This window comes from Paraburkholderia tropica (genome assembly GCF_914484835.1).
Classification (GTDB): Bacteria; Pseudomonadota; Gammaproteobacteria; order Burkholderiales; family Burkholderiaceae; genus Paraburkholderia; species Paraburkholderia tropica_A.
This window is the reverse complement of sequence record NZ_CAJZAR010000039.1, coordinates 173,446-194,771: the sequence shown is the minus strand read 5'-3', so window position 1 is coordinate 194,771 and position 21,326 is coordinate 173,446. Positions and strand designations below refer to the sequence as shown.

At 63.8% G+C, this 21,326-nt stretch carries 18 protein-coding genes; 10 read left to right on the top strand and 8 right to left on the bottom strand.

Annotation, left to right across the window (positions count from 1 at the left end; translation table 11 throughout):
* The first annotated feature begins 160 nt into the window (after window positions 1-160).
* Complete coding sequence (gene tssM / locus LDO54_RS10965) at window positions 161-3,901, top strand: type VI secretion system membrane subunit TssM (RefSeq protein ID WP_224010116.1); 3,741 nt, start codon at window positions 161-163, stop codon at window positions 3,899-3,901.
* 391 nt (window positions 3,902-4,292) lie between these two features.
* Here tssM and LDO54_RS10960 read toward each other — a convergent pair whose 3' ends face one another.
* Window positions 4,293-5,306: a GGDEF domain-containing protein gene (locus tag LDO54_RS10960; RefSeq protein ID WP_224010114.1), complete on the bottom strand. Its 1,014-nt coding sequence runs from the start codon at window positions 5,304-5,306 to the stop codon at window positions 4,293-4,295.
* Window positions 5,307-5,577: 271 nt separating this feature from the next.
* On the opposite strand from LDO54_RS10960, the gene LDO54_RS10955 reads away from it, so the two are divergent.
* On the top strand, window positions 5,578-6,336 hold the full coding sequence (locus LDO54_RS10955) for a TerC family protein (RefSeq protein ID WP_224010105.1): 759 nt from the start codon (window positions 5,578-5,580) through the stop codon (window positions 6,334-6,336).
* A gap of 128 nt (window positions 6,337-6,464) precedes the next feature.
* Window positions 6,465-6,758, top strand: coding sequence for a hypothetical protein (locus LDO54_RS10950; protein WP_224010103.1), 294 nt, complete (start codon window positions 6,465-6,467; stop codon window positions 6,756-6,758).
* An 83-nt stretch (window positions 6,759-6,841) separates the two neighbouring features.
* Here the strand turns inward: LDO54_RS10950 and LDO54_RS10945 are convergent, their stop codons facing one another.
* Window positions 6,842-8,170, bottom strand: a complete 1,329-nt coding sequence (locus tag LDO54_RS10945) for an LLM class flavin-dependent oxidoreductase (RefSeq protein WP_224010101.1) — start codon at window positions 8,168-8,170, stop codon at window positions 6,842-6,844.
* 431 nt (window positions 8,171-8,601) lie between these two features.
* Between LDO54_RS10945 and LDO54_RS10940 the strand changes: the two genes are divergently transcribed.
* Genes LDO54_RS10940 through LDO54_RS10925 form a run of 4 tightly spaced genes read left to right on the top strand, consistent with a single transcriptional unit; the run spans window position 8,602 to window position 12,506 of the window.
* On the top strand, window positions 8,602-9,441 hold the full coding sequence (locus LDO54_RS10940) for an ABC transporter permease subunit (protein ID WP_224010099.1): 840 nt from the start codon (window positions 8,602-8,604) through the stop codon (window positions 9,439-9,441).
* Window positions 9,438-10,187 carry an ABC transporter ATP-binding protein gene (locus LDO54_RS10935; RefSeq protein WP_224010091.1) on the top strand — a complete coding sequence of 250 codons (750 nt, stop codon included), beginning with the start codon at window positions 9,438-9,440 and terminating at the stop codon, window positions 10,185-10,187. Before LDO54_RS10940 ends, LDO54_RS10935 begins: the two co-directional genes overlap by 4 nt.
* A 53-nt stretch (window positions 10,188-10,240) precedes the next feature.
* Window positions 10,241-11,257: an NrtA/SsuA/CpmA family ABC transporter substrate-binding protein gene (locus LDO54_RS10930; protein WP_224010089.1), complete on the top strand. Its 1,017-nt coding sequence runs from the start codon at window positions 10,241-10,243 to the stop codon at window positions 11,255-11,257.
* 7 nt (window positions 11,258-11,264) lie between these two features.
* Window positions 11,265-12,506: an acyl-CoA dehydrogenase family protein gene (locus tag LDO54_RS10925; RefSeq protein WP_224010087.1), complete on the top strand. Its 1,242-nt coding sequence runs from the start codon at window positions 11,265-11,267 to the stop codon at window positions 12,504-12,506.
* A gap of 33 nt (window positions 12,507-12,539) precedes the next feature.
* Here the strand turns inward: LDO54_RS10925 and LDO54_RS10920 are convergent, their stop codons facing one another.
* Genes LDO54_RS10920 through LDO54_RS10910 form a run of 3 tightly spaced genes read right to left on the bottom strand, consistent with a single transcriptional unit; the run spans window position 12,540 to window position 15,609 of the window.
* Complete coding sequence (locus LDO54_RS10920; protein WP_224010085.1) at window positions 12,540-13,814, bottom strand: Zn-dependent hydrolase; 1,275 nt, start codon at window positions 13,812-13,814, stop codon at window positions 12,540-12,542.
* The gene (locus tag LDO54_RS10915; protein WP_224010083.1) at window positions 13,807-14,370 is read right to left on the bottom strand and encodes an L-2-amino-thiazoline-4-carboxylic acid hydrolase; all 564 of its coding nucleotides are present in this window, start codon (window positions 14,368-14,370) and stop codon (window positions 13,807-13,809) included. Before LDO54_RS10915 ends, LDO54_RS10920 begins: the two co-directional genes overlap by 8 nt.
* 21 nt (window positions 14,371-14,391) lie before the next feature.
* Window positions 14,392-15,609, bottom strand: coding sequence for a branched-chain amino acid ABC transporter substrate-binding protein (locus tag LDO54_RS10910; RefSeq protein ID WP_224010081.1), 1,218 nt, complete (start codon window positions 15,607-15,609; stop codon window positions 14,392-14,394).
* A gap of 214 nt (window positions 15,610-15,823) precedes the next feature.
* On the opposite strand from LDO54_RS10910, the gene LDO54_RS10905 reads away from it, so the two are divergent.
* On the top strand, window positions 15,824-16,723 hold the full coding sequence (locus tag LDO54_RS10905) for a LysR substrate-binding domain-containing protein (RefSeq protein ID WP_224010079.1): 900 nt from the start codon (window positions 15,824-15,826) through the stop codon (window positions 16,721-16,723).
* 18 nt (window positions 16,724-16,741) lie between these two features.
* Here LDO54_RS10905 and LDO54_RS10900 read toward each other — a convergent pair whose 3' ends face one another.
* Window positions 16,742-17,332, bottom strand: a complete 591-nt coding sequence (locus LDO54_RS10900) for a DUF4865 family protein (protein WP_224010077.1) — start codon at window positions 17,330-17,332, stop codon at window positions 16,742-16,744.
* 156 nt (window positions 17,333-17,488) lie between these two features.
* On the opposite strand from LDO54_RS10900, the gene LDO54_RS10895 reads away from it, so the two are divergent.
* On the top strand, window positions 17,489-18,346 hold the full coding sequence (locus tag LDO54_RS10895; RefSeq protein WP_224010076.1) for a LysR family transcriptional regulator: 858 nt from the start codon (window positions 17,489-17,491) through the stop codon (window positions 18,344-18,346).
* A gap of 169 nt (window positions 18,347-18,515) precedes the next feature.
* Complete coding sequence (locus LDO54_RS10890; protein ID WP_224010074.1) at window positions 18,516-19,403, top strand: CmcJ/NvfI family oxidoreductase; 888 nt, start codon at window positions 18,516-18,518, stop codon at window positions 19,401-19,403.
* A gap of 60 nt (window positions 19,404-19,463) precedes the next feature.
* Here the strand turns inward: LDO54_RS10890 and LDO54_RS10885 are convergent, their stop codons facing one another.
* Window positions 19,464-19,676, bottom strand: a complete 213-nt coding sequence (locus LDO54_RS10885) for a hypothetical protein (RefSeq protein WP_224010072.1) — start codon at window positions 19,674-19,676, stop codon at window positions 19,464-19,466.
* Between the two features lie 185 nt (window positions 19,677-19,861).
* Window positions 19,862-21,322 carry a DEAD/DEAH box helicase gene (locus LDO54_RS10880; protein ID WP_224010070.1) on the bottom strand — a complete coding sequence of 487 codons (1,461 nt, stop codon included), beginning with the start codon at window positions 21,320-21,322 and terminating at the stop codon, window positions 19,862-19,864.
* Window positions 21,323-21,326 lie beyond the last annotated feature (4 nt).

Here is a 21,326-nt window from a genome sequence, read left to right as displayed (position 1 = left end):
TTTCTACTGCAAATCAACATGCCGATCTCTACGCGAGCGTCGTGCGAACCATGCAGGGCACGCTCGCAGCACAGTGGGAACCAGAACTTTTGGGTCACCTGGCAAAGCAGTTACCGCCAGCGGTGGCCGTTGAACAGGGAAGAAAGGGGCAGGAAGCATCATGATGACGAAGTTAAAATCGCTCTTTACGCGGTATAGCGGCGCACTGCAGAAGCAATTTCGAGGTGCCACGCCCGTGCTCCTGCTGCTCGGGCTGGTGTTCGTCCTCGTGGCGATCTGGTGGCTCGGGCCGAAGTGGGTCTGGCGTGCCGATCATCCGCTGGCCAGTCTGACGGCTCGGGTATTGCTGACGCTCATTGTCCTGCTCGTACCGCTCGTCGTCTGGTCGCTGATATTGCGCAACCGTAACCGGAAGCTGGAGGCGGAGCGCACGCGCGAGAGCGAACTGAAACAAGACGAAAGCTTGCGTCATGTGCAGGCACAGGAGCGCTCGCTGGACCGCAGTCTCGCCATGCTGCAGGCCAATTTGCCAGGTCGCAATGCGCTCTACCAGCTTCCCTGGTATCTCGTGCTCGGACAGGAGAACGCTGGCAAGACGAGTTTCATCAATCGTTCCGGCCAGCAGTTTTTGGTGACAGGCGTCGCGAAGGCAGCCGGTCAGCAGGGCTCCCGTGATCCCGATCTGATCTGGACCATTGACTGGTGGATCGGGGATCAGGCCGTCCTGATCGATCCGCCCGGCGAAATTATCAGCCAGGCCGACGAGGTGGACCGCAGTGCCGCGCCGTCGCAGGACGTTGGGGAACGCAAGGAGGAAGGCGGGGCGTCCGGCAGCGCTTCGCCCACGGTCGTCGATGCGCCGCATGTGCCATCGGGCACAAAGGCGCGCCTGTGGGAGAACATGATCGACTGGCTCAATCGCAACCGCAGCCGCAGGCCGTTGAATGGTGTGGTGCTGGTTGTCGATCTGGTTACGTTGATCAACCAGAAGCCGAGCGACCGCAAGGCGTTCGCTATCCTGTTGCGCACGCGTCTGACTGAACTCAGCCGCCGCCTCGGGACACGGCCCCCGGTCTATGTTGTGCTGAGCAAAATCGATCGGCTCGAGGGATTCGATGTGTTCTTCTCGCGGCTGCCGCGCGCCGTGCGGGAGGATGTCCTTGGATTTACCTTCACGCTCGACTCTGTGCAGCATTTCAACGCCTGGCAGAAGGAGCTGAGCGATCACTACGACGCGTTTATTTCGCGGCTCAACGAGCAGGTCTTCGACGCACTGGGTGAAATGGCAACGCTGGAGCAACGGGAAGGCCTATTCTCGCTCGTGCGCGAACTCGATGGCGTGCGACCGGTTCTGTTTGGGTTTCTTGCGGAGGTGCTCGGAAGCGATCGGTACGCCACTTCCGCTCTGCCGCGCGGCGTCTATTTCTCGTCGGTCTACCAGCAGGGGCTGCTCGACAATGCGTTCGTCTCCGCTGCGGCGCAGTCCTATGGTCTCGAAGCGCCGCTCTCGCGAGCCCAGCCCGCAGGGCGCGGATCGGTCTATTTTGCCCAGCAACTGTTCCAGAGGGTGATCTACCCAGAAGCCGGGCTTGCTGGCGATAACCTCAGGGTGCTCGCCGACAAGCGACGCATCATGCTGGTGGGCTGTGGCGTCGCCGCGCTCGGCAGCCTCGTGATCATCGGTGGCTGGCAGCACTATTACACGGTCAATCGTGACATGGCGCTGAACGTGCTGGCGAAAAGCCGTGAATTCAGTGCGCGCGATATCGACGGCAACATCGACCCGACCGGCCGCAATCTGCTGCAGCCGCTGGACCAGATTCGCAAGGCGGTTGCGGTGTACGGCGATTATCGTGCGGCATGGCCTGGGCTGGCCGACATGGGCTTGTACCAGGGACGCCGGATTGGTCCGAAGGTGGACGAAGCTTATCTGCAACTCCTGTCACGGCGCTTCCTGCCGGAACTGGCCAGCGGGGTCATGGATACGCTCAACGGCACAGACGTCAACAGTAGTACGCAACTGGACGCGTTACGCGTCTATCGCATGATCGAGGACCGCGCCAACCGGCGCGCACCGATCGTCGAGGACTGGATGTCCCGCTATTGGCAGACCGCCATGCCCGACGATGGTGCGACCCAGAAGGCGCTGATGCGCCATCTCGAATACGCGATGAAATACGCGGATACGAGTTTGCCGCAGTACAAGGCACGCGTCGTCGAAATACAGCAACAGTTGCGGCAGCTTCCGATGCCACAGCGCGTCTACCTGACGATGCAGCAGCAAGCGCAGGAGATGCTGCATACGCCGCTAGATCTGCGGCAGGAGGTCGGCCCGGCCTTTGACATCGTGTACAAGCCCATCGCGCCCGCTGCGCAGTCGACGCAGCAGCAGGGCCAGACAGCCGATGGCGACGCAACGCAAAGCACAGTGATTCCCGCGCTGCTGACAGCGCGGGGTTTTCGCGATTATTTCGGACCGCGCAGCCGCAATCTCACGGAACTCGCCATGATCGACCAGTGGACGTTAGGCGAGCGTAGCCGTATCGACTACTCGTCTGCTGACGAGCAAGCGCTGGGCGAGCGCGTGCGTGCTATCTACAGCGCGGACTATATCGGCACCTGGCGTCGTGCGCTCAAGCAACTCGATATCGTCGATTTCAATGACATCGGGCAGGCGGCCAGCGTGCTGGAAAGCCTTACCAGTCCGGCCGCGCCCATTCGGCGTTTGTTGGAAACAACGCGTGACAACACGATTCTGTATGCGCCGGATTCGGATCCGAAGACCAAGGGTGCGCCAGAGCCCAGTGACGTCGACCGTAGCCTTGCCGCTGACCTCGGCCGGCCATTTGCATCGCTCGCTGGCGTGCTTTCGGCCAACGGAAGTAAGCCCGCGTATCTCGACGAAGTGATGGCCGGTATTGCCAGCGTGCGCGACGTGGTGAAGTCCGTTCAGGACAGTCCCGACCGCGGCAAGGCTGCGCTGACGGTGGTGCTAGACCGCTTCGCCCTCAAGGGACCGGACCCGATCTCCAACCTGCAACGCATTGCGGCCGGTCTGCCGGAACCGCTCAATCAGCAGGTCAAGTCGATTGCCGACCAGTCCTCGCAGGTTCTGCTGGTGGAGGCGCTGCGTGAACTCGAGCGCCGCTGGGATACCGACGTCTACAGTTTCTACAGCACGCACCTCGCAGGGCGTTATCCCTTCGACCCGGCCAGCCGTACTGACGCCTCGCTTGAGGATTTTGAAGCGTTTTTTGGACCGCAGGGCAGGTTGCAGCAGTTCCGTGACAAATATCTCAAGGCGTTCCTTGAAGATAATCTTGATGCGCTGTACTCCGAACGCCGCGGAGGGTATCTCGTGCGTACCGACGTCATGACCCAGCTCGAGTCTGCCGGTCGTATCCGTGACGCTTTCTTCAACAACCGCGGCGCGCTGGGCGTTCAGTTCAGCGTCGAGCCGCTCGGTCTCACGCCGAACCGACGAAGCAGCCTGCTGGGTGTAGAAGGGCAACTGATCCCCTACGACCATGGCCCGAGCACGGGTGTCAGCCTGATCTGGCCGAACAGCCTGGGGACGAGCACAGAAAGCCGGATCACGCTTGTGAACAGCAGTGGCAACAGCAGCAGCCTTGTCTATCAGGGTGCCTGGTCGGTGTTCAGGCTACTTAGTCGGGCCCGGCTGAATGGCGCGACTGCTAATAGCGTCGACCTGAGTTTCACTGCCGAGGACGGCGGTGCGATGCGCTACAGGATCACGGCGGAGAAAGCCAACAATCCATTCACGCAACGCATTTTCACGGGTTTCGCGTTGCCGCGTACGTTGCTCAAGAATGACTCAGGGCAAATGGGTACACCTGTTCAGCAGATGGTCCCGGTGCGTTCAGCAGCGCCAGCTGGTTGAGTGTGGGATTCGGGAAGACGGCCTTGTCTGAGTTGAAAGCGCTGGCCTGGCGGCCTGAGTTGGCTATCTGGGACGGCGCGATGGCGTTGCGACATTTCCCGTTGCTGGTATAAGACGAGACGCGCTAGCTAGCGAAGATTGCCAGGAGCCGCAAAACACGGCACTTGGCAATCACGTGGGTGTGAGCTGGCCGCTTGCCGAAATGTGGAAAATGCGCGCGGCGTGTCGTGTGAGATGGGGAATTAGGTAGCTACGGCGATTTGATTTAACATAATCCAAGTTATCGCATTTTTCTGTGTAGTAGCTTCACAGAAATATCCGCTTTCAAGCCGCCCACAAACTGACCGCCCACGGAACTCCATCACCAGCACTCCAACGCCACCACAAAAAACTACATCCCCCCGCGCCCAATCCGCCCAACCCGCTTAATCCGCCCCATCAACTGATCCGCCTGATCAAGCGCCTGCGCGACGGTCACAAAGCGAACAGCCACGCCGCCCGCCAACGCACGCGCGTAATTCATTCTCGCACTCGCCAAAACATAGTCGCCGGCGGCCGCCGCAGCCAACCTGTCCGCAATGTCTTCCGCTCGACTCGACGCCTGCGCAAAACCCGCCGGCAGCGCGCCGGCAAACGCGAACCGTCCGCCTCCAAAATGCGCAAGCTGACCATGACCTGAACTCGCGCTCAGCATCCGCTCAGCGCACATTCGCAGGAATTGTTCACCGACTGAATATCCCTGTTCATCGCTCAGTTCCTTGAAGCCCTCAAGATCGACGATGCAAACCGCCACATACGAACCGTCCGTCGACGAATTCGCCAGCAAGCGACCGAGTTCCTCCTGCAGCGCGCGCCGATTCGGCAACTCCGTTACATCGTCGATAAGCGCACGCTGTGCGAGATGCTGGTTTGCAAGCGTCAATTGTTCGATTAATCGCTCGCGCTCGATATGTTCGGAAATCAGCTTCGCGAAAACGTTTAGCGCGCTGCGCGCTCGCGAATTGATCTCCAGACGCTCTCGACTAATGCCGCATAGTGTGCCGATCACTGCTCCGTTTTCGGCGCAGACCGGCGCACTCGCGTAAGTCTGGATTTCCAGATCGGCGGCGGCGCGCGAGTCGCCCCAGATTTCCTTGACGTTGCTGACGACGCGCTGCCCGCTTTCCAGGCTGCGTTTGCACAATGTGTCGAACCATTGAACCTGCAAGCCTTCGAGCACCTGTGTGCGCCCCTCGTTGCGCGAATAAAGAACGGTCTGGACTTCGTGGCTGAAATCGATCGACGTCAGATACGTCGATTCGAGTCCGGTCATCATCCCCAACATTTCAAGGAGCGGGCGCACTAACCCTTCCAGGCTCTGCGTAGCGGCCACCTTGTGCGATAGGCGCTCAAGCAATTCGTCCATGACGGAGACTCACGTATGCAGATGAAATAAATTGCAGCGATGATGTGCTTCGGACAGTATCAGCTTTTTTCGCCGTTATCCAGGCGTCGTGGTTGCAAGAGCCGGGGCGCGATGCCCCGAGGAGAAGTCGATCCCTGGAATAAACGGTCAGCCCACGATAAACAAACCGGACAAACCCGATAAACCCACGCGATAAATACCGGATAATCCCGGAGTGAAATCGCTCTCGTAACGTAGTCCAACGCTATGCATCGCTCACATGGGGAGTGTGATGGAGCATCTTTTCATTCTCGCGGCAGACCCTGCGGTTTGGGCCGCGCTCGTGACGCTGATCGTGATGGAAGTCGTGCTGGGCATCGACAACCTGATCTTCATTTCCGTGCTCACGAACAAGCTGCCTCGCGAGCAGCGGGCGCGCACGCAGCGCATCGGCATTCTTCTTGCGCTTGTGCTGCGGCTCGCATTACTCGGCGCCGTCGCCTGGATCGCCCGTCTGACCGAGCCGGCTTTCAGCATTTTCGATCATGGTTTTTCCTGGCGCGATATCGTGCTGGCAACGGGCGGTTTGTTCCTCGTCTGGAAAGCCACCACGGAAATCCGCCATCACGTCTCGCCCGCCGATCATCCTGACGGGTCGGGCGATGCACCGGCGCGCACGCAAAAGTCGATCTCGTTCAGCTCGGCAATTGGACAGATCATTCTGCTCGATATCGTATTCTCCATCGACAGCATCATCACCGCGGTCGGCATGACGGAACATTTGCCGATCATGATCGTCGCCGTGATCGTGGCGGTCGCCGCGATGATGTTCGCCGCCCAACCGCTCTCGAGTTTTATCGAGCGGCATCCGACCATTGTGATGCTCGCGCTGAGCTTCCTGCTGGTCATCGGCATGACGCTGATCGCCGAGGGATTCGGCACGCATGTGCCGAAGGGGTATATCTATGCCGCGATGGCGTTCTCGGCATTGGTCGAGGGTTTGAACATGCTGGCGCGACGCGCGAAAGGCGGTGGGCGTCCGGCAGAGTGACGCCACGGGCCAACTGTTTCAATATTGTAAGATAACGTTCAGCGAGTCGGTCGCATGCTTCGCGCACCAGGGAGAACGACAACGGGTAAAACCGGCTCGACTCGAACACATAACTGGAGGGAGGCTCCATGAGAAAGCCGGTATTCGCGCAGGTCGCGTTCGCCACGCTCGCCATCGGCCTGACCAGCGCTGGCCTGTCGAGCGCGGTTTACGCATCGGACGTCAACATCGGCATCAACGTCGGCACGCCTGTCGTCGTCGCACCGCCGCCCCCTGCTGCCGTCGTCATTACCCCGGGCTGGCATGGCGACCGCTATTGGGACGGCCACCGCTACTGGCAACGTGATGATTGGGAGCGGCATCATCATCACGATAAGGGCGGACATTGCCCGCCCGGGCACGCGAAGAAAGGCGAGTGCTGATCAGGCCTTCACGCGCACTAAACCCGGCATGCTGGCCGGGTTTTGCGTTTCTGGCGGCCTCCTCTGCCTCTGTCGCGACATCCTCAAACTCCCGGCCGTTCAAGCCCAAAATGCGAGCGTAACGTTCTACCTTCATAATCCGTTCGAAAAATTCCACGTCGCTGCAAGATCGGCACCACGCCATCGACGAACGATTGCAGACCGTCCGGCAGCGCATCGGGCATGAGATTAAATCCATCGACGGCACCGCCCGCGAACCAGCGCTCGATATCATCCGCAATCTGATCAGGTGTACCAACGATCACGCGATGTCCGCCGCCACCCGCGAGCGAGCGGATCAACTCGCGCACCGTATAACCGCCACGCCGTGCCTGGGCCAGCGTCGCGTGAAAAAACGTGTGATTGCCATTGCCGCCATTCGGCAACGCGAGATCATCCGGCACGCGCCCATCGAGATCGAGCCGCTCGGGCGCAACGCCGAGGATGCCGGCTAGTCGCGCAAGACTGTAACGCCAGGGAATCTGCTCGACAAGTTCGTCGCGGCGCCGAATGGCTTCGGCCTCCGTCGCGCCGATGATGGTCGTCAGCCCCGCAAGCACCAGCACGCCCCGGCGACGCCCATAAGCGCCCGCTCGCGCATTCAGATCGGCCCGGTATGCCACCGATTCGTCGAACGACTGCGACGCAGAAAACACCGCCTCCGCGTGTCGCGCCGCGAGATCGCGCCCATCGCCGGAAGCGCCGGCCTGCACGAGCACAGGATGACCCTGCGGCGGCCGCGGCAGATTCAGCGGCCCCTGCACCTTAAAAAAGCGCCCCTCGTGCGCGACTGGCCGCACCTTCGTCGCGTCGACAAAACGCCCGCTCTCTTTATTGCCGATGAAGGCGTCGTCGGCCCAGCTATCCCAGAGCGCCTTGACCAGCTCCGTAAACTCCGCCGCGCGCGCGTAGCGCTGGGCATGATCGGGCACCGCGTCGTGGCCGAAATTGCGCGCCGACGGCAGATCGGCCGTCGTCACGATATTCCATCCGGCGCGCCCGCTGCTCACGTGATCGAGCGTGGCGAAGCGCCGCGCGATGTTGTACGGCTCGTTATAGCTCGTCGAAGCCGTGCCGATCACGCCGATATGCGTGGTCGCCGCCGCGATGCTGGCGAGCAGCACCGTGGGTTCGAGCGCCGTGATCGGACGGAAGTCGATCTGATCGACGATGGCCGCATTGTCGGCGAGAAAGACTGCATCGAATTTCGCGCGCTCGGCGAGTTGCGCGACCCACACGTAGTGCGCGACATCCACGAACGCGCGAGGATCGGCATTCGGCAGGCGCCACGCGGATGGCACGAAACCCGAGTGCAGGATATTGACGTTCAGATGCAGATGGCGCGGCATGTCGCTCGCCGAATTTCGACTCATTTCGCGGTGCTCCCCGGTTCCTGAATATCACCAGGAGCAAAAGTATAGGGAGCGCGCCATCCGCGGCTAACCACGGAATTTGAATTTTGTTATTCGGGTGTCTGCATTGGATCGGGCTCGTTCTAGCCGCGTTTGGCACATTCTACATACGCATATCATTTACATTAGATCATGCGGCATGCGCATGACGCAAGTGCAAACGCCAGCGCAGCATTTTCGAAAAGCAAAGCATAAAAAAGCGTTTGTCACAGCCGCATCGATGCGTTTTTAATAACCAGCTTCATGCCGCGCAAACGCGGATCCGTTCAATGAAGCGCGGCGACAGCCGCTCGTTCACGAACCCGCCTCGCGCGAGCCAGACCACGCAGCCAACCGCATGGAAGGCTTTTTTACCACCGGTTGCATCCGTTCATTCTCATCACGGAACTGACATGGCTGACGTCACCTCTTCTTCGAACCGCTACGTCTCGTCTTCGCGAGCCGGTTCGCTGCTGTCGAAAGACCTTTTTTATAGCTGGCTTTCCTGGGCCATTCCGGTCCTGATCGTCGTGATCTGGGAAATCGCCGCGCGCGCCGGCTGGCTCGAACCGCAAGTGCTGCCGTCCCCGAGCAGCGTGGCCGTCACCGCATGGAATCTGGCCCGCACCGGCGACCTCTTCGTCCATCTCGGCGTTTCGCTGCTGCGTGCGATCTGCGGCTTTTTGATCGGCGGCGCGATCGGGTTGGCGTTGGGCGTGCTCGTCGGCTTTTCGCGTCTCGCTCAGGCGCTCATCGACCGCTCGATCCAGATGGTGCGCGCGGTGCCCTTTCTCGCGATGCTGCCGCTCGTCATCGTGTGGTTTGGCGTGGGCGAAGGCGCGAAGATTTTTCTCGTCGCGCTCGCGGTGCTGTTTCCCATCTATATCAACACGATGCTCGGCATTCGCCAGATCGATCCGAAGCTGATGGAACTCGCGAAAGTGATCGGCATGAAATGGCCCGCCGTCGTGCGCCGGATCATTCTGCCCGGCGCGATGCCCGCCATTCTCACCGGCGTGCGTTATGCGCTCGCGCATGCGTGGCTCGCGCTCGTGATCGCTGAAACGCTCGCGACGACCAGGGGCATCGGCTTTCTGGCGATGGACGCGCGCGAATTCCTGCAAACCAATGTCATTTTGCTGACCATGATTATTTACGCGATCATCGGCGTCGTTGCCGACGCGCTGGTTCGTGCGCTCGAAGCGCGCTTGCTGTCGTGGCACGCGAATTACACGAAGGGAGCGCAAGCATGAGTCTCATCGCCACCTTGCCGTCGCGCGCGAACGCCGCGCCTCAACGCGACGATGAAGCCGCTTCCCCGGCTTCGCCGCTGGCCGTTTCTGTGCGCGGTCTGCAGCGCCGGTATGGCGCGCGCGTCGTGATCGATGCGCTCGACCTCGATATCCGCCGCGGAGAATTCGTCGCGCTGCTTGGCGAAAGCGGTTGCGGCAAGACCACGCTGCTGCGTGCGCTCGCGGGCCTCGACACGCCGGATGCCGGCCAGATTCGTGCGCCCGAGCGCCCTTCCGTGGTGTTTCAGGAGCATCGTCTGCTGCCGTGGGCCACGTTGTGGGAGAACGTCGCGCTCGGCCATGAATCGAGCATCGGCCGCAGCGGCGCGTCGCGTGCGCTCGCCGAAGTCGGTCTCGCGGGCCGCGAACTCGACTGGCCGCGCAATCTGTCCGGCGGCCAGGCGCAGCGCGTGGCGCTGGCGCGCGCGCTCGTGCGCGAACCCGCGCTGTTGCTGCTCGACGAGCCGTTCGCGGCGCTCGATGCGCTCACGCGCATCAAGATGCACGGGCTCGTCAAGGAACTGGTCGCGCGTCACGCGCCGGGCGTGCTGATCGTGACGCACGACGTCGACGAAGCGCTCGTGCTCGCGGACCGGATTCTCGTCATGCGTGCGGGACGTATCGCCGCTGCATTCGACACGCGCCATCACACGCCGCAGGACTTGCGGCACACGCTACTCGCGGAACTCGGCGTTCAAACGCACTGAAGCCGCGCTCGCGAATAACGCAAACCACGCAAACAAAAAATCAAGGATAACGAATGAATGACGCTTCACTGACTCGCCGCCGTATCCTGCGCGCGGCGGGCGGACTGCTGGCGGGCGCTGTCGCCGCGCCGCTGCTGCCTGTCGCCCAGGCGGCCCAAACCTCACAACCGGCCAAGCTCACGCGCAACACCGACACGGTACGCATCGGCTGGGGCTACGGCGCCCTGCCCGACATCGCCAAACAGCGCGGCGTGTTCGAGAAAACGCTGGCGGCGAAGAACATCAAGGTCGAATGGATCGGCCCGTTCCCGAACCATGCACCCTCGATTCAGGCGGTCGTGGGCGGCAGCGCGGATTTCGGTTTCTGGGGATCGACGACGCCCGCGCTCGCCGCCATGCTGGCCGGCTCGCCCATCGTCTTCACGGGCTTCGATGTGTATTCGCCGCGCTCCACGGCCATCATCGTGAAGAAGTCCAGCAACATCAATTCGGTCGCCGATCTCGCCGGCCGCAAGGTGGCCGTGAACCGCTCCGGGCTCGGCGAGTTTCTGCTGATTGCAGCGCTGGAGAAATACCACGTCGATCGCAGCAAGGTCGAATTCGTTTATCTGAATCCGCCCGATGCGGCGCCCGCATTCGCGCAAGGCCGCGTCGACGCGTGGTCGATGTGGTCGCCCGCCGTCGATATCGCGCGTCATGCGAACGACGCGAAAGACATTTTCAATGAAGGCCGCGATCTCGACTTTCTGATCGACTACAGCTCGCTGGTCACGCGCCGCAAATTCACGGAGGAGAATTCCGAACTCGTGCGCGCGGTGCTCGATGCGTATTACGTCGAAGGCGCGTGGCAGTCGCAGCATTCGGCCGAATCGGAATTGCTCGTGCAAAGAGAGGCGAAATATCCGAACGAGGTCCGCGACTATCTGGCGAGCCTCAAGCGCGTGAACCAGTTCCACGAACCCGACGACGCCGCCTTCATGGCGCAGTTCCAGCGCGCCGCGGATTGGCTCGCGCAACGCAAGATCATCAGCGCGCCGATCAAGGTCGCCGATTACAGCGTGAAGGTGTGAAGCGCGTATGGCTGAGCTTTCCCAACCCAATCCCGGCGCTGTCGCGCTGGTTTCGCCGTTGTCCGCGTCGCTCGGATTGTCGTCCGCGATTGCCGGGATCGCCGCGACGGCGGCGCAGCGCGAACGCGCGCAACGTCTGCCGCACGAAGAGATCGCCGCGCTGAAATCGCTCGGCTTCGGCGCATTGCGTCTGCCCGTCGACGACGGCGGTCACGGCGTGTCGCTGATCGGCCTGTTCACGGTCGCGCGCGACCTCGCCGCCGCCGATTCGAACATCGCCCACGCGTTTCGCAATCACCTCTGGCAAGTGGAGGCGGCGCTGCAAAATCGCGATCATCCTTTCCACGCGCATGTGCTCGATCTCGCGCGGCGGCGCAAGACTGTCGGGCTGAGTTTCGCCGATACCGATGCGACGGCGGCGGGCGCGCGTTCGAGCCGCGTGATCAGCCGTCTCGAATGGGACGCGCGCAGGCAGGTCTATGTGGGTTCGGGCGACAAGGTCTACGCGACCGGCAATCTCTACAACGATGCCTTCGTCGGCGTCGCGGTCGAGAGCCGCGAGAACGCAACGGTGCAATACGTGCTCGAACGCGGCGAAGGCGTCGCCACCGAGGACGACTGGCAAGGCTTCGGCCAGCGCCTCACGGGCTCGGGCACGGCGCGGTTTCGCGAGGTCGCGGTGCGGGCCGACCATGTCTATCCGCCCGACCCGCCAAAATCGCCCGACGCCGCGCCGTGGGGCTTCACGTTCCACCAGGTGTACCTGACGAACTGCATCGCGGGCATCGCGCGGCGCGTGGTGCTGGACGGCATCGAAGTGCTGCGCGCGCGGCAGCGCAACTTCTACCACGGTGAAGCCGCGCAGCCCGCCGACGAGCCCGCGTTGCAAGCCCTGCTAGGCCGCATACGCGCTTACGCCGCGAGCATCGAAGCGAGCGCGGATCGCGCCGTGCAGGCGCTGCAACACGCGCTCGCGAGCCGGGGCACGCGCGACGATTACGCGAGCGTGCTGGCCGCGACGCTCGCCGCCTCGGAAGCGAAGGTGGTGATCGACGATCTCGCGCCGCAAGTGGCGAGCTGGCTCATCGATCTCGGCTCGGGTTCGGCGGTGTCGAGCGTGGCCGCGCTGGACCGGCATTGGCGCAACATCAAGGTGATCGCCTCGCACAATCCGCGGCTCTACAAGGAGCGGCTGCTCGGTCAGAACCTGCTGACCGGGCAACTGCCGCCCACGGGCGCGTTCTTCTGAACGGGCGCGATGCGCGCGCCCACGCGACCGCTGTTAGCCCGCGCTCGCGAGGATCGCGTGCAGCAGCACGTTCGCGCCCGCTTCCGCCCATTCGGGCGTGATCGCTTCGGCTTCGTTGTGGCTCAGGCCGTCGATGCAGGGCACGAAAATCATGCCCGTGGGCGCGACGCGCGCGAGATAGCACGCATCGTGGCCCGCGCCGGAGACGATATCGGCATGCGACAGATCCAGCGCGACCGCAGCCTCGCGCACGATCTCGACGCACTCCGCCGCGAACGGCACGGGCGCGTAATCGAAGATCTGCTCGATGCGATGTCCGAGCTGTTCCTCGTGCGCAATGCGCGCGAGTTCCTCGCGCAGCTTCGCGTCCATTTCCACGAGCGTCGCCGACTCGGGATGGCGAAACTCCACCGTGAAAAAGCAGCGACCCGGCACCGTGTTGCGCGAGTTCGGCTTCGCTTCGATCATGCCGACCGTCGCGCGTCCGTGCGGCGCGTAGCTGCGTCCGAGTGCCGAGACGAAGGTGATCACGCGCGCCGCGCCCACGAGCGCGTCGCGGCGCAGATCCATCGGCGTGGTGCCCGCATGCGCATCGACGCCTTCGAGTTCGATCTCGTACCAGCGCTGCCCTTGCCCGGCCGTCACGACGCCGATGGTCTTGCCGCTGCGTTCGAGAATCGCGCCCTGTTCGATGTGCAATTCGTAGGCGGCGTGCACCGGCGTGCCGCCCACGGGCGCGTCGCCCGCATAGCCGATCTGCGCGAGCGCCTCGCCGATCGTGGTGCCCGACGTGTCGGTGCGCGAGAGGCCGTAATCGAGCGGATACACGCCCGCGTAGACGCCCGAGGCGATCATCGCAGGCGCGAAGCGCGAGCCCTCCTCGTTGGTCCACACGACCACTTCGACGGGCCGTTCGGTCTGCACGTTCGCGTCGTTGAGCGCGCGCAGCACTTCGAGCCCGCCGAGCACGCCGTAGATGCCGTCGTAACGTCCGCCGGTGGGCTGTGTATCGGCGTGCGAGCCGGTCAGTACCGGCGCGGCGTGCGCGTCGCGCCCCGCGCGGCGCGCGAAGATATTGCCGATGCGGTCGATGCGAATCTCGCAGCCGGCTTCGCGCGCCCATTGCACGAACAGATCGCGGCTCTCACGGTCGAGTTCGGTCAGCGCGAGACGGCAGACGCCGCCCTTGGGCGTCGCGCCAATGCGCGCCATGCGGTCGAGCGAATCCCACAGGCGCGCGCCATTCACGCGCAGCGCGGCGCGTTCGTTCAGCGCATCGATGTTGGTGTTCGTGTTCGTGTCAGCCATGTGCGGGTTGCTCCGGCTGGGCGCTGCCTGGCGCATCGTTTTGCACATCGCGCACGCGGTAGCGGAAATCGCAGCGCTTGCCGCCCTGCATGATGGTGCTGGTGCGCGTGAGTTCGACGCGCGGATCGTAGCCCGCGATGAACTCGCTGTCGCGCGCGCAGCTGAGCAGATGGCCGATCTCGCCGAGGCCCATCGCGTGATACATCTCCGCGTAGCTGCAGCGCTTCACGTCGTAGTCGTAGGCTTTGTCGTCGGCACGCAAGGTGTCGACTTCGAGCGCATCGTCCTTTTCCCAGAGCACCTGCAAGGCGACGAACGATGCGATGCTCGTGCCGTTCGGCTCGCGCGCCGCGAATTCCTGACCCGCGCCGATCGCGGCGCCGCGCACCGCTTCGCCGATCACGGCTTGCGCGCGCTCAGCGCCGAAATCGCGCTTCAGGATCTCGTAGATCGGCTTGATGATTTCCGCTTCGATCCGGCGGCGTTCGAGAATGCCGAGCGTTACGCCGTTGACGTTGACTTCCTGCGCGTGATGATCGTGTTGATGTTGCGTCATGCTGTGTTCTCCTCGCCCGGCTCAGCGCGCCGCGGTTTTCGCAGCCGTTTTCGCCGCCGCTTTTGCAGCGGGTTTGGCGGCGGCCTGCGCGGGCGTCCCGCCGCCCAGCACGTCGACCACGGCCCACTTGCCGCCGCGCACCTGATAGATCGTGTACGCCGGATCCTTGAGATTGCCTTGCGCGTCGAAGGCGATCGTGCCCGTCACGCCATCGCGGCGGATCGTGTGCAGCGCGGCGACGATCTGCTTCGGATCGGCCGAATTCACCTGCTGCGTGGCGGCGATCAGCGTCGCGGCCGCGTCATAGGCGAACGGCGCGTGCAGTTCGATCGGCGCATGCCAGCGCGCGCGGTACTGCGCGTCGAAGGCGGGGCCGCCCGGCATGCGGTCGAGCGGACGGCCCGGCTCCAGCGCCGTGACGCCCTCGCCCGCCGGACCCGCGAGCTTCAGGAAGGTCTGGCTGACGAAGCCGCCCGCGCCGAGCAGCGGCGCCTGAATATGCAGCTGACGCATGCGGCGCACGAGCGGCGCGGCTTCCACGTCGATGCCGCCGAGGAACACCAGATCGGCGCGCCTGCCCTTGATTTCCGTGAGCACGCCGCTGAAGTCGATGGTCTTGTCGGTCACGTACTGATGATCGATCACGTTGCCGCCGTTGGCCTGCACGCCCTTGATGAACTGGTTCGCGAGGCCCGCGCCGAACGCCGTCTGATCGTCGATCACGGCGATGCGCTGCGCCTTGAGCGTCTTCACGGCGTACGCGCCGGTATAGGCGCCGCTGTCGTCGTCGTGGCCCATGATGCGGAACGAGGTGTCGAAGCCTTGCAGCGTGTACTGATGCCCCGTCGAAGCGGGCGCGATCTGCGCGATGCCCGCGTCGTGATAGATGCGCGCGGCGGGCACGCTGCAACCGGTGTTCCAGTGGCCGACCACGCCCACCACATGACGCTCGACGAGCTGCTGCGCGACCGTCACGGCCGTGCGCGGATCGGACTGATCGTCGGCGCTCACGAGCTTGTAGAGCACGGGCTTGCCGCCGAGGGTCGGGTGTTTCGCGTTGGCGTCGTCGATGGCGAGTTGCGCGCCGTTCTCCAGATCCTTGCCGATACGCGCCGACGCGCCGGTCAGCGGCGCGGCGAGGCCGATCAGCACGACCTGTTCGTCCTGGGCGTGCGCGGCGGAGGCGAAAACCGAGGCAGCGAGCGCTGCGAGCGGCAACAACAGAGCGTTCTTTTTCATGTGGGTGTGTGCGTGTCGATGCGTGGGGTCGGGTGGCCGGGTGCGGAAACCTTGCCTCCGAAAGTTGAAAAAGATTAAGGTTTGGCGCTCGCACGCTTAAATGACGTTTCGTTCTATCGTTATGTCCATGCGCCATGTTTGCGATTAAATCGCTGATTTTGTGGCAGAAAATCTATGATGCTCGCCGCATGATGCCTTCGATATAATTCGACACATGAAAAAAATTCAGGAAATCGCCGACGATCCGCCGCTGCGCGCGGTACGCGCGTTCGAGGCGTTCGCGCGTCACGGCTCGGTGAGCGCGGCCGCGCGCGAGCTCGACATCACGCCCTCGGCCGTGAGCCATCAGCTTCAGTTGCTCGAATCGTTCGTGCAGACGCCGCTGACCGTGCGCAGCGGCCGCTCGCTCGTGCTGACCGACGAGGGCCGCGATTATTACCGATCGATCAGCGCGGCGTTCTCGGTGTTGCGCAGCGCGACGGGCTTCGTGCGCGAGCGCTCGTCGCGGCGGCAGATCACGATCAGTCTGATTCCGCTGTTCGGCATGGGCTGGTTCATTCCGCGCCTGCACGATTTCCTGGCCGCGAACGAAGACGTCGACGTGACCGTGCTTTACGCGAATCACCGCAATTACCGCAGCGACGCGGCCGATCTCTCGATTCGCTTCGGCACGGGCGACTGGGTCGGTTATACGAGCACGCCGCTGCTCTCGGGCGCGGTGGTGCCGGTCTGCACGCCGCGCTTCCTGCAGCGCTACGGCCCGCTGCGCAAGCCTGCCGATCTCGCGGGCGTGCCGCTCGTGCACGACGAGGACCGCAGCACCTGGGTCAACTGGCTGCACAGCGTGGGCGCGCGCCACATGACGCGCGCCGAGGGGCCGCTGTTCGAAGACGGACAGTTGACGCTGAGCGCCGCGCTCGCCGATCTCGGCGCGGCCTTGATGCGCGCGCCGCTCGTCTCGCGCGAGCTGGCGTCGGGCGCGCTGCGCAAGCTGTTCGATCAGGAACTCGACGACGGCCGCCACTACTATCTCTGCTGGCGCGCCGACGCCGAATTGCCCGACGGCGCACAACGGCTCGCGAACTGGCTGCTGGCGTCGATGAAGGGATCGTGACGGGCGATCCCGCAGATTTCAGAGCGTATGCAGCAGCGGCTTCGCGAGATGCACGACCTGAAAGAGCGTCGATGCGCCGGACTGTGGGTTCGGCTCATTCGGCTCGTTCGTCTCCGGCACGGAGTCCAGCAGCGTCAAACGCGTGATGCGCCAGCGCAGCGTATCGACACTGATCGCGCGCGCCACGACATCGCGCTGCCCGGCCTCGACGCGATTCTGTTCGATTTCCTGCAATAGCGTCGCGTGCAGATTGGCGTCTGCGGGAATGTCGATTTCGTCCAGGCGAGCGAAGCGCGCGGTCGTTGCCGTGCCTCGCCGCGCGTCGATTGCGAGTTGTGTCTGGATCGGCGCGCGGCCAAAGATCTTGGTGACGTTTTCATAGTGGCCGTCGAGCAGAAAGCTGCGCAATGCGGCGTCGCCGCGCCACAAATAAAACGACGCATAGCTGTTCTCCGACGCACCGTATTGCCCTGCTTCGCGCAACAAAAAAGCCTTGAAATACAGGTCCTGCGCATCGTCCCAGCGTGCGCCGCGCTCGCGCGCTCGCGCATGAATGCGCGTCGTTTCATAATCGGCGGGCAGGCGGTGGACATAATAGGCAGTTAGCATGATCGCTCCATCGAAATAGAAAAACGTCGAGAAATAAAGGGAATTCGGAATGAGAACTCCGGTTGCGCAACACGCGCGTAGACCTTAGTCTTGGGCTGGCTCTGCGCACAGATGGCGCGGCTTGTTTCAGTGATTTCATTTCGCCATGAGTGAATCTTGAAAGCTCTCGATATCGACGCTATCCGCGCATTCCTGCTCATCGCCGACTACAAAAGCTTCACGCGCGCGGCGCAGGCGCTGGACACCACGCAGGCGGCGGTCAGCCTCAAGGTGAAGCGGCTCGAACGCGAACTCGGCCGCCGCTTGCTGGAGCGCACGCCGCGTCACGTTCGCCTTTCGTCGGAAGGCAGCGCGTTTCTGGAGCCCGCGCGCGCGCTCGTTTCGGCGCACCAGCAGGCGATCGGCGCGTTCGAGCCGCGGCCGCGCCGCTTGATCGTCGGGCTCAGCCATCATCTCGCGGGCGCGCAATTGCCGCGCTTGCTCAAGCGGCTCAACGAAGCCGAGCCCGCGCAGTCGCTGGAGATGCGCGTGGCGGCGTCGCGCGATCTGCTCGCCGCCTTCGATGCCGGCGCACTCGACGCGGCCCTGGTGTTGCAGCACGACAGCCGCCGCCTCGACGGCGACATCGTGGTCGAAGAAGCATTCGGCTGGATGGCCGCCGAGGATTTCGTGTATCCACGCGGTAGCGCGCTGCGCCTCGCGACGCAACCCGCGCCATGCAGCGTGCGCGCGATGGCCGTCGATGCACTCGATCGCGCCGGGATCGCGTGGACCGAGCTATTCCTCGGCGGCGGCGTGGCGACGATCGGCGCGGCCGTGGCGGCGGGACTGGCCGTGGCGGCGCTCGTCAAACGCGTGGCGCCGCCCGGGGCCGTCGATGTGGGTGCGCGCTTGGGTTTGCCGCCGCTTCCCACGCGTAACGTCGTGCTCTACGCGAGCGCCACCGATGCGGCGACGCGGCGTGCGCTCAAAGTTCTCGCAGAGGAGATGCGCTCGGGCGCCTGCGTGGCGTAGTCGGTCGATCGGCGCAACGCATGGCCGTGGCGGCCTGATAACGATATGAAGTTTCGTTCTTTTCCAAACGCGCGCGCGGCGGCTAGTTTGGAATGATCCTCGGCGCAGCCATTGCTTCATTGCAGATGGGCCTGCGTCCGTGGCGCGAACCGTTCTGACCGGAGCATTCATGAGCACTGTACTCGCCGCATCGCCCGCCGTTTCGCCCGCCGTTTCACCCTTAACGTTATCGACAATCTCGCCCGCGCACGCCGTGGAGGCGGAACTCAACTACCTCGCGCCGGGCACGGCGCGGCCCGTCAATTACACGTTCGAACCGCCCGAGGGCACGCCCTGGAGTTCGGGCACGCTCGATCCGCGCCGCGTGACGATTCACGACGCGCGCCCGCTTGCGCAAAGCGGCGGCATTTCGCTCGACCATCAAGGTTTTCAGCGGGTGGCGCACGCGAGCCGCCTGCACGATTTCAGCGACGATGCGCGGATACGCGACGTCTATCTGCCCGAATCCGCAGCGCTTCTGCGCACGCTCACGGGCGCCGCGAAAGTGGTGATCTTCGATCACACGCTGCGCGACAGTGCGCAGGGTTCGCGCGCCAACGCCGCGCTGCGCGAGCCGGTCCGCCGTGTGCATAACGATCAGACCTTCGTCTCCGGGCCGCGGCGCGTGCGCGATCATCTGGAGGCCGTCGAAGCCGCGCAACGGCTTCAGCGCCGCTTCGCGATCGTCAATCTGTGGCGGCCGTTGAGCGAGGTCGAGCAATTGCCGCTCGCGCTCTGCGACGCGCGTTCGATCGCGCCCGACGATCTCGTGCCCACCGATCTGGTCTATCGCGACAAAATCGGCGAGACGTATTCGTTTCTGGCGAATCCGCGTCATCGCTGGTTTTATTTTCCGCGATTGCGTCCCGATGAAGCGCTGCTGCTGAAGATCTACGATTCGCGCGACGACGGGACCGCGCGGCTCACCGCGCACACGGCGTTCGACGACCCCGACACGCCGGAAGATGCCGCGCCGCGACGCAGTATCGAATTGCGTGCGCTGGTGTTCTGGGATTGAGGTGTCGAAGCGCGCCCACTGGAGTCAGTGGGCGCACGGGCGCGCGCCTGGATCACACGCTTATTCAGGCGGAATTTCCGGCACGAACGGATAGAGCAGCGGCGTGAAGCTCGCGTGGAAATAGCCGTGCCGCGCGTAGAGCGCGGCGCGTTCGACGCGTTCGACGCGTTGGGCGGGTTCCGCGCGTGCGTTGGCGGCTTCGGCGTTTTTATTCGGCGACTTGTGCTCGCGGCGGAACAGACTGAAAAGCTGAACGGCAATCGGATTCGACATGACGATCTCTCCGTGGCATGGCGTATCGTCCAATCTAGTCAGCCCGATTGCATCGGACAACCAAGTATTTGTGGATTGCTTAGACCGTTCCGCGTGCGAGGATCGCGCTGCGATGCTGCGCCGCTGGCGGATAGCAAAACGCCAGCCTGATGCGGGGCTGGCGTCGTCATCGTCACGAATGCGGGTTAGCGTTTGCCGCGGCCACCGGCCGGTTTGCCCGCGGGCTTGTGCGCGCCCGCCGCAGGTCTGGCGGATTTTCCCGTGGGCTTGCTGGCGGGTTTGCCGACCGGCTTGGCGCGCGGCATTTCCAGGCTGAACGGATTGCTTTTCGACGGACCCGCGCCCTTCCCCGCCGCCGCAGGCTTGCGCTTGCCTTCGCCGCCTTGCGGAGCCGGCTTCTTGCCCTGCGTCTGCGCAACGCCCGCACCCGCGCCTTGCGGCGCCTTCGGCTTCTTGGGCTTTTTCGGCTTCTTGATGATCTCGCCCGTCGCGCTGGTTTCCGGCACGCGGTGTTCGGCTTCGAAACCGGGCTCCTCTTCACGGCGCAGCGTTTGCCGGATCAGCGCTTCGATCGCGGCCAGTTGCGGCGCTTCGTCGGCGCAGACGAGGGACACCGCCACGCCGCTCGCGCCCGCGCGTCCGGTGCGGCCGATACGGTGCACATAGTCTTGCGCCACGATCGGCAGGTCGACGTTGATCACCAGCGGCAGATCGTCGATATCGAGCCCGCGCGCGGCCACGTCGGTGGCGACCAGCATCTGCACGTCGCCGGTCTTGAAGCGCTCCAGCGCGCGCAGACGCGCGGGCTGCGGCTTGTCGCCGTGGATCGTGTCCACCGCATAACCCGCCTTCTCCAGCATGACGGCCAGGTAATCCACGCCGTTGCGCGTCTTCACGAACACCAGCGCGTGGTCCCACTTGTTCTCGGCCACGAGGTGCAGAAAGAGTTCGGGCTTGTTGCGCTTGTCGACCGTCACGACCCACTGCTTGATCTTGCTGGCCGTGGCATTGGGCGGGCTGACGCTGATATTGACCGGGCTGCGCAGAATGCCCGCCGCCATCGTGCGGATCTCGTCGCTGAAGGTGGCGGAGAACAGCAGCGTCTGGCGCTTCGTGGGCAAGGCGGCGAAGACGGCGTTGAGTTCGCGCGCGAAGCCCAGATCGAGCATGCGGTCGGCTTCGTCGAGCACCAGCGTTTGCACCTGATCGAACTGCACGGCGTTCTGGCGGTTCAGATCGAGCAGGCGGCCCGGCGTGGCGACGAGCACATCGACGCCCTTGCGCAGCTTCATCATCTGCGGATTGATGCTCACGCCGCCATAGGCCGCGAGCAAGCGCAGATCGAGGCCCTTGCCGTATTCGACGAAACTCTGCAGCACCTGCTCGGCGAGTTCGCGCGTGGGCACCAGCACCAGCACGCGCGCGCGGTTGCTCGACACCGCCGGGCCGTTCTGCACCAGCCTTTGCAGCAGCGGCAGCGCGAAGCCCGCCGTCTTGCCGGTGCCGGTCTGGGCGGCGGCCATGACGTCCTTGCCTTCGAGCACAGCGGGAATCGCCTTGGCCTGCACCGGCGTCGGTGTCGGGTAATTGAGGTCTTGCAGATTCCGCAGCAAGGGATCGATCAGGCCAAGCGAGGCGAAAGACATGGGC

What these genes read in the sequence shown, in the direction of transcription:
- tssM (WP_224010116.1), top strand. Translation starts at nt 161, where the DNA reads ATGATGACGAAGTTAAAATCGCTCTTTACGCGGTATAGCGGCGCACTG.
- LDO54_RS10960 (WP_224010114.1), bottom strand. Translation starts at nt 5,306, where the DNA reads ATGGACGAATTGCTTGAGCGCCTATCGCACAAGGTGGCCGCTACGCAG.
- LDO54_RS10955 (WP_224010105.1), top strand. Translation starts at nt 5,578, where the DNA reads ATGGAGCATCTTTTCATTCTCGCGGCAGACCCTGCGGTTTGGGCCGCG.
- LDO54_RS10950 (WP_224010103.1), top strand. Translation starts at nt 6,465, where the DNA reads ATGAGAAAGCCGGTATTCGCGCAGGTCGCGTTCGCCACGCTCGCCATC.
- LDO54_RS10945 (WP_224010101.1), bottom strand. Translation starts at nt 8,170, where the DNA reads ATGAGTCGAAATTCGGCGAGCGACATGCCGCGCCATCTGCATCTGAAC.
- LDO54_RS10940 (WP_224010099.1), top strand. Translation starts at nt 8,602, where the DNA reads ATGGCTGACGTCACCTCTTCTTCGAACCGCTACGTCTCGTCTTCGCGA.
- LDO54_RS10935 (WP_224010091.1), top strand. Translation starts at nt 9,438, where the DNA reads ATGAGTCTCATCGCCACCTTGCCGTCGCGCGCGAACGCCGCGCCTCAA.
- LDO54_RS10930 (WP_224010089.1), top strand. Translation starts at nt 10,241, where the DNA reads ATGAATGACGCTTCACTGACTCGCCGCCGTATCCTGCGCGCGGCGGGC.
- LDO54_RS10925 (WP_224010087.1), top strand. Translation starts at nt 11,265, where the DNA reads ATGGCTGAGCTTTCCCAACCCAATCCCGGCGCTGTCGCGCTGGTTTCG.
- LDO54_RS10920 (WP_224010085.1), bottom strand. Translation starts at nt 13,814, where the DNA reads ATGGCTGACACGAACACGAACACCAACATCGATGCGCTGAACGAACGC.
- LDO54_RS10915 (WP_224010083.1), bottom strand. Translation starts at nt 14,370, where the DNA reads ATGACGCAACATCAACACGATCATCACGCGCAGGAAGTCAACGTCAAC.
- LDO54_RS10910 (WP_224010081.1), bottom strand. Translation starts at nt 15,609, where the DNA reads ATGAAAAAGAACGCTCTGTTGTTGCCGCTCGCAGCGCTCGCTGCCTCG.
- LDO54_RS10905 (WP_224010079.1), top strand. Translation starts at nt 15,824, where the DNA reads ATGAAAAAAATTCAGGAAATCGCCGACGATCCGCCGCTGCGCGCGGTA.
- LDO54_RS10900 (WP_224010077.1), bottom strand. Translation starts at nt 17,332, where the DNA reads ATGCTAACTGCCTATTATGTCCACCGCCTGCCCGCCGATTATGAAACG.
- LDO54_RS10890 (WP_224010074.1), top strand. Translation starts at nt 18,516, where the DNA reads ATGAGCACTGTACTCGCCGCATCGCCCGCCGTTTCGCCCGCCGTTTCA.
- LDO54_RS10885 (WP_224010072.1), bottom strand. Translation starts at nt 19,676, where the DNA reads ATGTCGAATCCGATTGCCGTTCAGCTTTTCAGTCTGTTCCGCCGCGAG.
- LDO54_RS10880 (WP_224010070.1), bottom strand. Translation starts at nt 21,322, where the DNA reads ATGTCTTTCGCCTCGCTTGGCCTGATCGATCCCTTGCTGCGGAATCTG.